Below are 12,657 nucleotides of genomic sequence, written 5' to 3' on the forward strand. Positions count from 1 at the left end.
AAACTATAAATTCTTTGTCAAATTTTTATAAATTCCGGTACTATCTTGCCGGAATCTACAACAAGTGTGGTTGCCTGAAACCCTTCAGGCTGTGAAAAATAGGGCGGATATTCCCGTTCGTCGGTAAACAGGAACCGCAACGGCGCGCTTCCCTGATGCATGGCTAGTAAGCGCTCATATACTTCGGGATTGGCGCTGTGATACCGCCGGTCGGAAGCAGAAGTTGTTACGACGATTTCGAGTGGCATTATCTGCATATATTGTTCCGAAACTGCATCCTTTTGCCCGTGATGCGGCAATTTGAGAACGTTTACATTTTTGAATAAATCAATAGGAACGTCTCCCCATTCCCGCGGGCAATTGTCTGCTGCTGCCAATAGTGACAGACCGGCGGTTTCGAATTTTATCAGCAGGCTTGTGTGGTTGGATGTTGCGTCCAGCTCACCCAACAGCCTTGTCACCTCCTCCTCACTTTCACTCTTGAATACTTGCTCGATTCGTCTCAAATAATGCTGGATTGAAGCCGGTTTTGGCCCCAAAATGGTTGCGGTGAGTCCTTCTGTCAATGGGAGCTGCTCACCGGCTTTGAGCACGTGAATTGCTTGACCACTTTGCATACGCTGTTTCAGTATGCGACAATATGCGTTCAACGCTTTGGTGTACAACACCACACTGCGGGGAGCTTGTGGTCCCGGCGTCAATGGGCGCGCAGATGAAAACGGTTCCAAAAAATAAGACACATAAAGATGATCTGTCGGAATAAGACGAAGAATCTCTTCTAAACCACAAACATGATCTTCGTGAATATGTGAGATGATGACATCGTTCAGATGGGTGATTCCCTGCTTCTGTAGGTAATCCACCGCACGAATCCGAAAACAATTGCCTGCAAATTCCTCCTCCAGATTTCCGCCGCCATCCAGCAGCGCGGTATAACCGTTTTCGCCTTGGAACAGAATGGCATCTCCGTATCCGACGTTGATAAATGTTATGCGCATAGCATCCCTCCTTGTTTCCTTTATTCGTTCTTTTGCGACCGCAGCCCTGTGAAATGGCCTCTCGGGGGTATTGATATTCCCTCATGCTGAGCCACGTACAATCAGACTTGTCGGCGTCTCTATCCATGTTTCTTCCAAATTCTTTCCGTTAATGCTGTCAAATAATTTGCAAGCAGCCAGTTTTCCCATCAGCTGTTTATCAATTTGCACGGTTGTCAGTTCCGGTTCAATCACACGGCTGATCTCACTGTCGTCAAAGCCTACCACAGCAAGATCCTGCGGCACCCGAAGTCCTGCTCGGATTACAGCCTTGATTGCACCAATCGCTATCGTATCATTGGTGCAGAAAACAGCGGTCGGACGATCCTCCAGATGCAGAATGGAAGAGATATACTGTTCTGCCGCTTCCACTGTCGGTTCGATATCCTGTACAAAACGCAGATCTTCAGCCAATCCGTGTTTTTTCAGTACGCTGATATAGCCATTGTAACGGGCGGTATAGATCTGGGGAGAAAACCGTCCGGCTAATAAACCAATCCGGCGATGCCCACGCTGGTATAAATGCTCAACCGCCTGCACTGCGCCGCCAAAGTGATCTGCTGTAATGCAGAGCAGGTCATCCAAGTCAATGCGATTATTCAGCAGCACCATCGGGATATTCTGTTTGCGGTAGCTCATAATGGTCTGGCTGTCTGTTTGTCCCGCCAGAATGACGCCATCCATGTGCTTTTTCAAATAAATTTCACCGTTTGGCAATCGCACATCATGATCAGTGGAAATAAACAAACTGTAACCGCGTTTGATGCCTTCCTGCAGAATTGCTTCCAAAATGGGAGAATAGAACGGGTTTAAGATAACCGGATATTGTTTTTCGTGAATGATAAAAGCAATGTTCTCGGTCTGCTTGGTGACCATTGCCCGGGCAATGGCGTTGGGCGTATAGTTCAGCGCCTTGGCCGCTGCATAGATTTTTTCCCTTGTTTTGGGGCTGACACGCTCGGGGGAAGCATATGCACGCGATATGGTGGCCTTGGAATATCCGCATAGATTTGCCACATCAATAATTGTCGCTGCCATACCTCTCACCTCAATGTAAACGTTCTCATAAACTCGGTTAAAAAAATGCCTGCTATAGGCGGCTGTAAATTATGTGTTCTTGTTTTGTTGTTTTCATCTTACACCCTATGTTTTGGCAAAGTCAACTTTCTTTTCATAAAAACAACACTTTCTCCATATTACCCAATCTTTTGCGTTGATATTTTTAATTATGGATATGGCTTTTTGTGTCTTTTGACAAATTCTTCAGTTGGCCTCCGTGTATATTGCCCAGTACGCTTTTTCACAGTTCTTTTGATGTAGTATTTGTGGTCCCGCTACAGAATACGCCGAAGCATCGGGTTTCTTCGCAATACTTCCCCTGTGCTGATGGATGGATTACATATTATGCAAAGCGATTCCAATCCATCCATATTATGCAGCACAGTGGATGAAACTATATTAAGTTCCAGTAAAAAAATAAAGATTTGGCTATTTTTCGGGTGTGAACGGCTTAATCTCCGGTTTGATTTGGTTTGATCAGCTGATACTCACCTGAGCGGAGCAGCTGCGCAAGGCCGTAGCCATCTTCCGGCAGGCTATCGGTCAGGATGCCGGACTGTCCTACATCTTCCGGGCGGTGACAGTCTGATCCTGCGGTCATCAATAGTCCGTGTTGCTGCGCATAGGTGTATGCGAGGGCGTTGCGGCTGTCGTGCCGCGGGTTGCAGTTGAGTACTTCGACCCCGTCCAGATATTCTGCCGGAGCAGGCGTACATTTGGGGCGAAAAGGATGTGCCTGCACGATCAGTGCGCCCTCTGCGTGCGCACGTGCGGAAAATGATGCCAGCCCACCACGCATGACGGCATCTGGATCGGCAAGCAGATCGTGTGAAAAACCGTACAACAGATAGTCGTTTTCCGAACCGTCGAAGCGCAGCTCCGCGCCTTCATAGATGCGGATGCCGTAGTGGGCGGCTTCACGCTGCATGCGACGGAAACCAAGCAGGAAAGCATCTGTTTTGCTGCCGGGCTTGGTCAGATCGATGTCTGCGTAGTCGAAGCATTCGCGATTGTAGTGGTCGGTGACGCAAATTGCGTCATAGCCCGCAGCGGCATAGGACTTGACCAGCGCCTGTGCGCTCATCCAGCCGCAGCGCGAGATATAGGCGGTGTGCAGATGGGTTTCGATTCGGTACATGGAAAAACCTCCTGTTATAGAGTGGAAAAGGTGAAAATAAAAATGCCGCCAACAGGCGGCATTTGCTGAAAAGCACAGTAAAGATTCCGCCGGCGTGTATGAAGTGTGTGTTAAGAGAATGTGTAATAAAAAAGGCGGAATGCGCTACGGCGCTTTGGATTCTGGATCGGCTTGCCGGCATGAATTGCGCACGACGAGCGCCGGCAAGATCAGGCGGTGGGTATATTCCTCGCGCGAAGGCGAGTCAATGATTTCAGCCAGCAGATTGACAGCAGCCTCTGCGAGCAGCTGCTTGCGCTGGTCGACGGTGGAAAGCATGATTTTTGGCAGGGAAGAATAAATGATGTTGTCAAAACCCAGCAGAGACAAATCCTCCGGGATGGAAATGCCGGCCTCGTCCGCCGCTTGCAGCACACCGAGCGCGATTGCATCGGCGGCGGCGAAAATAGCGGTGCTGTGCAGCGGCTGGGAAAACAGTTGCTGGCTGAGTGTGTAGCCGCTTGCAATTGAGGAAGAGTCGGCCGGGTTTTCCAGCACGGTTGGGCGTAGTCCGGCCTTTTCCAACGCTTCGGAAAATCCGCGGAAGCGCAGTTGATGGGTGATGCTGGACGGGCGATAGCCCAGATATACGATGTCTCGATGGCCCTGAGAGAGCAGATACTCAGCGGCGATTCTCCCGCCGACCAGATTGTCGACGCTGACTGAGTTTATCTCTTCGCCGCCTTCGGTTAAGGCTGTTCCGAGCAGCACAGTCGGCACTGACGGCGCAAACTGCCGCACCCAATGTGCGGAATCGTTGTGCGAACTGGCCAGAATGATGCCATCCACCTGATGGCTAATGAGGAACTCGAACAGCGATTCAGTGGTGGCGGGATCGTGCATGCTGTTGCACAGCATGACATTATATCCCAGACTGCGTGCCCGTGTCTCGATGCCGAGCGAAATTTCAGCATAGAAGGGATTGGTCATCTCGGGCACGATCAGACCGATAACATTGGTTTTGCTGCAAATCAGGCTGCGTGCGAGCGCGTTGACGCGATAGCCCTCCTGACGGCAGATTTCCAGAATCCGTTCGCGTGTTTTCTCGCTCAGCTCGGAGGAACCGCTCAGTGCGCGTGACACTGTCGAACAGGATACGCCGGCGATTCGTGCAATATCCTTAATTGTTACATGACGCATGGAATTGCGGCCTCCTTCCTTGTTTTCTATAGTTTCGTTACAGCATTATCATAGCGCATTTTATGCGGAAAAACAAGGATGGAAACGATTGTTTTACCGATAAAAGTCCTCAATATAACGTATCACATCTGCTTCGGTGCCGCGCAGCGGGCCGGGGGATTCCATTTTGAGTGATACAGCGGCGGTGGCGAACAGAAGTGCTTCATCAACCGGTGCGCCGGTAATACGTTTGGCAAGGTATGCGCCGAAGGTTGTATCGCCGCGGCCCGTACGGCCGGACAGATTGCGCGCCTTGACCGGACAGGTGTAGTAATCCTTTCCGTCGTAGACCAGCATCTCGCTGTTGTGTGAGATGAGAATTTCCTTGGCTCCCCAATCGTACAGCATTTTGGCTGCCGCACGGCGATCGTCCGTGCCGGTCAGAATTTCGGCCTCGGCTGCGTCGGTCTTGAGAAAGTCGAAGTAACGCAGATATTCCAGTTTGTCTTCCCAGTCATGGAAGTTCATCGTGCCGAGTTCGTTATGACGCAAAAAACCTTGAATGTCAGCGGAAACCTTGCCGCGGTGCGACAATTCTACGATCAGTTCATTCGGGAAATCGCCGTACAGCAGCCCGGCCAGATGATACAGGCTGCAATCGACAGAAGGAATCTGCTCGGGGGTGATCGGATCGGACTGCTTCAAGCATTCTGCTTTGCGGCGTTCTCGGTCAGCAGTAAAATAGGTATTGCGCATCAATGTTGTGTCCTTGGCAGGCAGCAGAAACAGATCTGACCGGTCAAGTGAGAATGCATCCAGGATGTCTGTGTCTGTAGGATGAATTTTAACAGAAGCGCATACCTTTGCGTTAGCTATCTTCGCAGAGAATGAGCAAAAAAAGACAGCTCCTCCTATCTCATTTACCGTATTTCCGGTGTAATCGATATTTATATCGCGTGTAGCAGGGCCTATTATCATGAGATCGTATTTCATATGCATCACATCTTTCCGAATATTACGGTAACGTTTGCGTAAATACAGTATAGGCAAAGACGGAGAGAAAAGCAATTATGCAAATTGGATAAAAATCAGGGGAATACATTCGTGAAAACGGTAAAATTTATGAGAATATGTTGACAGGAAACGGGGGCGGTGGTAGGATTGAATCAGTTAACGGAAACGTTTGCGAAGATTGCGATGTATAGACACTGAAAACTATGAAAAAGAGAAAGCGAGGGATGCCATGATCCGGGCGGTTTTCTTTGATATCGGCGGTACGGTACACGTACAGCATGCATCACCCGCATGTGACCGCAATTACGCGCAGAGACTGTGGGAGTTCTTGAATCGGCACGATATTGGGGGTGCAGCGGCAGGAAGCATGCTACATTGGGAATACCCTTTCTCGAGATGTGTGCGGCGCGCGTAACGTGAGGTGGCCGCTGATGATTCAAATTGATAACCCGCTGACTTATCATAAAGATGCGGCGTATCGAGAATGCGGGCTGGAGGCCGATGAGAGAATTCAGTCGCTGCCCGAACTAATCGATGCAGTCGAGTGTTTCAATAAAAAACTGAAGGAGGGGGCATAACAACGATGAAACCGAAGGAACAGAATTATTCCAGATCCAGGCGGCTGAAAAACCAGATCAAAGCAGTGGTGACCAACCCTTACAATGTGATCGTGCTGATTGCGATTGTGCTGCTCACTTACCTGATCGTGCTGCCGCTGCTGGATATGATTTCCACCTCGTTTACGCTGGCGCAGAAGGATGCAAGACTGGCCGGCGGCGCGGCAGGCGATTTTACGCTGTATTATTGGAAGCGCTTGGTGGCCAGCGAATTGACCGGACAGATGCTGCTCGAGCCGCTGTTCAACTCACTGATGATCGGCGTGTGCGTTTCGTTTTTCGCCATCCTGATCGGTTCGGTGCTGGCGTGGCTGATGGTCCGTACCGATCTGCCGTTCAAGAAATTCTTTTCGCTTGCCGTTATCATTCCGTACATGATTCCCAGCTGGTGCAAATCGCAGGCATGGCTGACCATGTTCAAGACCGAACGTATCGGCGGCGCACCCGGCTTTCTGATGAGTATGGGCATCAACGTTCCTGACTGGCTGGCCTATGGTCCGGTTGCGATCATCACGGTGCTGTCGCTGCACTATTACGCTTATGCCTACCTGCTGGTATCCGCAGCGCTCAACTCCATCAACTCCGAACTGGAGGAGATGGGCGAGATTCAGGGCGCAGGAAAAGCGACCATCCTGCGTAAGATCACCTTTCCGCTGGTGCTGCCGGCCATGCTGTCCGCCGTTATTCTGACCTTCTCGAAAGCGATCGGTACCTTCGGCGTTATCAATTACTTAGGCTCCAAGGTCAATTTTGTGACCCTGTCCAGCCAGCTGTATATGAACAGTAAGTCTCAAAACACACAAACCGCATTCGCTATGGCGCTGTTGCTGATCTTTATTGCTTCGATTTCGGTGTTTGTTAACCAGAAGCTGATAGGTTCGCGTAAGTCTTACGCTACCATTGGCGGCAAGGGCGGACGCAGCACCCCGATTCGCCTGGGGCACCATAAGCCGCTGATTACAGTGATACTGTTTGCGTTCTTTATCGTGGGCATTATCATGCCGATAGCACTGCTCGTGCTTGAGTCATTTATGCTCAAGGAAGGCAATTACTCGTTGTCCAACTTTACACTGCATTACTGGATCGGCGATCCGGTACCGAACATCATGGAGGGTCTGCCCGGTATCTTCAAGAATGATGACTTTATCAATTCGCTCATCAACTCGCTGAAACTGACCTTTGTCAACGGCATCTTCGGCACAATTTTCGGTCAGATCATCGGCTACATTTGTGCCAAGGGCCGCGGCAAGCTGTATGGCCGTGTGGTTGAACAGCTGGTGTTCATCCCGTATTTGATTCCGTCCATCGCGTTCGGCGGTATTTTCCTTTCGATGTTCTCCAAGCCGCAGACGCTGTTTGGCGTGACGCTGATTCCCTCGCTGTACGGCACGTTTGCACTGCTGACACTGGTTTCGGTTGTCAAGCATCTGCCCTTTGCCTCCCGTGCCGGCACATCCAATATGCTGCAAATCGGCGGTGAGCTGGAGGAGGCGGCCGAGATTGCAGGCGCCGGATTCTTTAAGCGTTTCGTGCGCATCGTATTCCCGCTGTCCAAGGGCGGCTTTATCTCAGGTTTCATGCTGATTTTTGTTTCTATTATGAAGGAACTCGACTTGATTATTCTGCTGATGACGCCGACGACTTCAACGCTGCCGTATTTGGCGTTCCAGTATCAGAACGGCAATGCCTCGCAGGCTTCGGACTGTGTTGCTATTGTGATGTTTTCTATCGTATTTCTGGTATACGCCATTGCCAATATCTTCGGCGATGCAGACCTCGCAAAGAGCATGGGCGGCTGATAGAACCGCGCGTAGGGAAGCCCGAAAAGGGATGTGAAGAGAAAGCTGTAAAGGAGTATGGGCCATGAGCAAAATTGAACTCAAGCATATCGATAAATACTACGGCAAAAACCATGTGTTGAAGGACGTGAATCTGACAATTGCAGACGGCGACTTTATGACGCTGCTCGGACCTTCCGGCTGCGGCAAGACCACAACGCTGCGTGTAGTATCCGGCTTGGAAAAGCCGCAGGGCGGTACCATTCATATGGATGACAAGGAAGTCGTCAACGCGGCGGAGGCATACTTTGCGCCGCCCAGTGAGCGCGGACTCAATCTGGTGTTTCAGTCTTATGCGCTCTGGCCGCACATGACCGTGCGTGAGAATATTGCCTTCGGATTGAACATCCAGAAACTGCCCAAGGCAGAGGTGGAAAATCGGGTGCAGGATTCGCTGCGCCGTATGCAGATTGACCAGTACATTGACCGATATCCGTCCGAGTTGTCCGGCGGACAGCAGCAGCGTGTTGCAATCGCGCGCGCTATCGCTTCCGAGCCGCATCTGCTGCTGCTCGATGAGCCGCTGTCCAATTTGGACGCCAAGCTGCGCGTCGATATGCGCAGTGAGCTTAAGCGTCTGCATACCGAAACCGGCACGACGATGATCTATGTCACGCATGATCAGGTTGAGGCACTGACTATGTCAACCAAGATCGCAATCTTCCGAGAGGGTGTGATCGTGCAGGTTGCACCGCCGCTGGATTTATACAACAACCCTGCTAACCTGTACGTAGCCGACTTTATCGGCAACCCGCGCATCAACTTTGTCGGCGGCACGGCTGAGCGTACTTCAGACGGTTTCTGTGTGCATAGTGCGCTAGGCGATATGCAGTTCCCAAAGTCTGATCTGACGCCTGAGGCGCCGGGCGACGAGCGATTCGATGTGGTGCTGGGTATCCGTCCCGAACAGGTCACCATCCAGGCTGCGCGCCGTGCGCCCTCGGATATCGAAGCACGTATCTACACCTCAATGCCCGCCGGTTCCGAGACTCTGGTTACGGTCAAGTGCGGTGACGCGAGCATGGTTGTGAAGGCACTCGGCATCACGCACTTTAACCCTGATCAGGAGGTTTATCTGTCTATCGACACCAAGAAAATCAATGTCTTTGATAAAAAAACAGAGAGCCTGATTAAGTATTCGGTATAAAAGAAAGGGAGGAAACAACCATGTTGCAGCATAAACGAGTTCTGGCCGGCCTGATGGCCGCGGCAATGATGGCATCCATGACCGCCTGCGGCGGTGGCGATACCTCGGTTGAGTTGATCGACAATCCCAATCAGGCGGCGGCCGACGGCACAATGGAGCTGACCGAGTGGGAACAGTCCTCAGGCATTTTTAATACCGACGATACGGATGAAGAACTTTACGAACTGGCAAAGCAGGAGGGCAAAGTGACGATTTACTCGATCTCCTCTCGTATTTCCAAGGTTGCGGATGCATTCATGAAAAAGTATCCGGGAATAGAGATTGAATCCTTCGATATTTCGAACAATGAGCTGCTTGAAAAAGTCAGCCGTGAGTATGATGCGGATCAGCATGTCGCGGATGTCATTCACCTCAAGGATGAGGACGGCACGCTGTACAACGAATACGTCAAGGCGCGCAAGTTCTACAATTATAAGCCTGCCGATATTCTCAGCCATATCGACGAGACCTACAGCGAGGTGCAAACCCCGATGTACATCGAGCTAATCCAGCTGTTCTATAATGCGGAAGCCTATCCGGACAGCGCGCCGATCAGCAATATATGGGAAGTTACCCTGCCTGAGTGGAAGGGCCGCGTGATGATGCAGAATCCGCTGGATAACCTGTCATGGGGCTCGTGGATCACCGGCTTCTGCGTGGGAGATACCCCGGACATGCTGGCCGAGGCCTATAAGGAGCTGACCGGAGAGGAGCTGGAGCTGTCCGAGGGCTGCGAGAACGCGGGCTATGAGTTCCTCAAGCGTCTGCACGACAATGAGCCTATTTTTGCTTCTTCTTCTGATGAAATCGCCGAATCGATTGGCACAAAAGGACAGGATAATCCGCCGATTGGCTTCTGCTCGTCTGGCAAGCTGCGCAAGAACGTGGATAACGACTGGTGTCTGGCACCGATTAATCTGTATCCGACCACCGGCATCCCGGCGATCAACACGCTATATGTTGTCGGCGAGTGCGAACATCCGAACGCAGCCAAACTGCTGATCCGCTTCATGATGGGCGGCGTAGATGGCGATACCTCGGGTTATGACGAGTTCAATACGCTGGGCGGCTGGCCGGTACGCGATGATATCGAGCCGGCGGAAGGATCGACTCCGTTTGATGAGCTGAACGTATCGGCGTTTGATCCCACCGCGATTTATGAAACCATCAACCCGGTACGTGATTTCTGGACCATGATGGGCTGATTACCGCATGAGTGCTCCGGCGACAGGAAAGGAGAGTTTGCTATGGCATTGTTTGTCACCAAGGACGGCAAAAGGAAAAGCCCGATGGTGTTGACGGTTTTCTTTACGGCGCTGTTGGACTGTCTGGTTTTTGTGGCGGCCTATGCGCTGCTGACCGATCCGCTGCACCGGCTGCTGCCTTTTGAGAGCAGCATGCTGGAAAACATGCTGCACGGCACACTGATCTCACTGGCTGGCACAGCGGTGTGCTGCTTGCTGTTCCTGCTGCCGGATAAACGTATCGTCCCCTATGGCTTTGCCGGGCTGCCGGTGGTGACGCTGATGTGCGTGGCCGCTGCAACCCAACTCGCACCTGAGCAGCGCAGTCTGATGATTTACCTCACACTGCTTTACACGCTGCTGCCGGTGCTGGTGGGAAATCTGGTCTCGTGGACGCTGTATTACAGGTTCTGGCGAGGTAAGCGCCGGATGCGTTCATTTTGACCGCATTCCAGACCGGGGCAAGTGAAACGGCCGTGCAAAGGTTCGGCAGCGCCCCGTCTGTATCATTACAATAAAAAGGAGGATGCAGCCTTGATCAATACAGTTTTATTTGATATGGGAGGCACACTCGAGGATATTTGGTACAACGATCAGACTGTGCAGACCGTGACAGGAACCCTGCTGGATATGCTGCGGGAACACGGCTTGAACGCGGGCTGCACAGAGGTAGCCTTTTGGAATCGACTCAACAGCGGCATTTTACGCTACAAAAAGTGGAGCGAGGTCCATGAGCTTGAAAAAAAGCCGGAGGAGATTTGGCCGGAGTTCTATTTGGCGGATTTCGACATCGATAAGCGCAAGGTTGCGGACATTGCCGAAAAGCTCGCCGGTATATGGGAGGTCACTTACTATCATCGTGAGCTGCGTCCAGGCGTCAAACAGATGCTGGAAACGCTGCGGGAGCGCGGCTATAAGCTGGGCGTGATTTCGAATACCGCGTCGCTGTATTCGGTGTTTGATGTACTGGAGGGTTACGGCATCCGTGATTATTTCAGCGACGTGACGCTTTCTAGCGTAACCGGCTATCGCAAGCCGCATCCGTCTATTTTCCGTATCGCGCTGCGGCAGATGCAGGCGCGTCCTGAGGAGTGTGCCTATGTAGGGGATACGCTTTCGCGCGATGTAATTGGTGCGAAGCGCCTGCATTTTGGTGCAGCGATTCAGATACATTCCTTCCTCTCCGCGCAAAAGGATGCGGCGGTGGCTGATGTGTGGCAGCCTGACCGTGTTGTGGAGAATATCGGTGATGTGGTCGACTATCTGGATGAGCTGAACCACAACGCGCAGCGCCTGCATACCGGCGCATGATCAGTTGATAATCTTCTCTCTTCTTCTCTGGCCGTGTTCCGATTTGTCCGGGACGCGGCCAGATACTTCCCCGGAAGAACAGGAGAGACCGGCAGCACAGGGAGGTGTTCCAGTCCGTGGGACAGATTACTATTGCGGATATCGTGATGCGTCTGCTGGGTGCAGTTGCGGTGGGCTTTTTCGTCGGGGCACAACGCGCGCGCACCTCGCATCCGGCAGGCATCCGCACACATATCTTGGTTGCGCTCGGCTCGTGTGTGGTGATGATCACAAGCTGTATCATGTATGTGCAGACGATAGAGCTGTTTGGCACTTCGCCGTCCGACCCGGCGCGATTGGGCGCGCAGGTTATCAACGGCATCGGTTTTCTGGGTGCGGGCGCAATCTTGCGTGAAGGGTTTACGGTCCGTGGGCTGACAACGGCGGCTAGCGTATGGGTGGTGGCCTGTCTTGGCCTTGCAGTCGGGATGGGGTACTACCTGCTCACTGCACTGGGAACAGTCGTGTCGTTTATCACACTGATTGCATTCGACGGTATTCAGGACCGTATTCGCAAAAACCGCAGCACTGAGCTGGATTTCCAGATTGAATGTGAACATATCGGCGATCTGATGGTCGAGCTGACGCACTTATCCGAGGTGCATCTTGTTTCTATGACCGATCTGGCATTTGACCGCACCAAGCATAACACCTATGTTATCAGCTTTCACGTCAGGCTGCCTGCAAGCAGCCACGAAAAGGAGATGAACGCCTTTCAGCAGCAGGTTGCGGCGATTCCGGGGCTTATCCGCATGGAGCAGCATCGAGAGTGAGTGTACGTTTCTCGAAAAAACGTCGGATATCGTAGGCCGTGATAGGCTGCGTATCCGGTGCTTCGTGCAGGTGTGATAATTGGTTCGAACGCCTGCGCATTGCCTTAGTGCAATGCGCGGGCGTTCGTTTTTTATACAGCACGGCGCGGAGGGGCAATGGCACGTTTCGCAACAACGGAATACGAAGATAGAGAGGCAGCTGGGCAGCATCGGGGTGAGAGAAAGCGAGCAAATGCGGTTCAC

Annotated in this window: 12 protein-coding genes; 7 read left to right on the top strand and 5 right to left on the bottom strand. The window is 51.9% G+C overall.

Annotated elements, in window-relative coordinates; translation table 11 throughout:
- Positions 1–17: 17 nt before the first annotated feature.
- From ACTQ34_RS08515 to ACTQ34_RS08535, 5 genes are all read right to left on the bottom strand, one after another.
- Positions 18–998 (bottom strand): ComEC/Rec2 family competence protein, encoded by a 981-nt coding sequence (locus ACTQ34_RS08515; RefSeq protein WP_441363412.1) that lies wholly within the window; start codon positions 996–998, stop codon positions 18–20.
- Positions 999–1,079: 81 nt separating this feature from the next.
- Positions 1,080–2,075 carry a LacI family DNA-binding transcriptional regulator gene (locus ACTQ34_RS08520; protein ID WP_441363413.1) on the bottom strand — a complete coding sequence of 332 codons (996 nt, stop codon included), beginning with the start codon at positions 2,073–2,075 and terminating at the stop codon, positions 1,080–1,082.
- Positions 2,076–2,547: 472 nt separating this feature from the next.
- Positions 2,548–3,234, bottom strand: coding sequence for a PHP-associated domain-containing protein (locus ACTQ34_RS08525; RefSeq protein ID WP_441363414.1), 687 nt, complete (start codon positions 3,232–3,234; stop codon positions 2,548–2,550).
- 144 nt (positions 3,235–3,378) lie between these two features.
- Positions 3,379–4,413, bottom strand: a complete 1,035-nt coding sequence (locus ACTQ34_RS08530) for a LacI family DNA-binding transcriptional regulator (protein ID WP_441363415.1) — start codon at positions 4,411–4,413, stop codon at positions 3,379–3,381.
- 93 nt (positions 4,414–4,506) lie between these two features.
- A complete protein-coding gene (locus ACTQ34_RS08535; protein WP_441363416.1) occupies positions 4,507–5,148 on the bottom strand; it encodes a PfkB family carbohydrate kinase in 642 nt (213 codons plus the stop codon).
- Between the two features lie 689 nt (positions 5,149–5,837).
- Between ACTQ34_RS08535 and ACTQ34_RS08540 the strand changes: the two genes are divergently transcribed.
- From ACTQ34_RS08540 to ACTQ34_RS08570, 7 genes are all read left to right on the top strand, one after another.
- The gene (locus ACTQ34_RS08540; protein WP_441363417.1) at positions 5,838–5,984 is read left to right on the top strand and encodes a hypothetical protein; all 147 of its coding nucleotides are present in this window, start codon (positions 5,838–5,840) and stop codon (positions 5,982–5,984) included.
- A 5-nt stretch (positions 5,985–5,989) separates the two neighbouring features.
- Positions 5,990–7,822, top strand: a complete 1,833-nt coding sequence (locus ACTQ34_RS08545; RefSeq protein WP_441363418.1) for an ABC transporter permease — start codon at positions 5,990–5,992, stop codon at positions 7,820–7,822.
- Between the two features lie 64 nt (positions 7,823–7,886).
- Positions 7,887–9,008: an ABC transporter ATP-binding protein gene (locus ACTQ34_RS08550; protein WP_441363419.1), complete on the top strand. Its 1,122-nt coding sequence runs from the start codon at positions 7,887–7,889 to the stop codon at positions 9,006–9,008.
- Positions 9,009–9,028: 20 nt separating this feature from the next.
- The gene (locus ACTQ34_RS08555; RefSeq protein ID WP_441363420.1) at positions 9,029–10,252 is read left to right on the top strand and encodes an ABC transporter substrate-binding protein; all 1,224 of its coding nucleotides are present in this window, start codon (positions 9,029–9,031) and stop codon (positions 10,250–10,252) included.
- 42 nt (positions 10,253–10,294) lie between these two features.
- Complete coding sequence (locus ACTQ34_RS08560) at positions 10,295–10,735, top strand: hypothetical protein (protein ID WP_441363421.1); 441 nt, start codon at positions 10,295–10,297, stop codon at positions 10,733–10,735.
- A 90-nt stretch (positions 10,736–10,825) separates the two neighbouring features.
- Positions 10,826–11,602: an HAD family hydrolase gene (locus ACTQ34_RS08565; RefSeq protein WP_441363422.1), complete on the top strand. Its 777-nt coding sequence runs from the start codon at positions 10,826–10,828 to the stop codon at positions 11,600–11,602.
- Between the two features lie 116 nt (positions 11,603–11,718).
- Complete coding sequence (locus ACTQ34_RS08570) at positions 11,719–12,414, top strand: MgtC/SapB family protein (RefSeq protein ID WP_441363423.1); 696 nt, start codon at positions 11,719–11,721, stop codon at positions 12,412–12,414.
- The last annotated feature ends 243 nt before the right edge of the window (positions 12,415–12,657 follow it).

Source organism: Agathobaculum sp. LCP25S3_E8 (genome assembly GCF_052117165.1).
Lineage (GTDB): Bacteria > Bacillota > Clostridia > Oscillospirales > Butyricicoccaceae > Agathobaculum.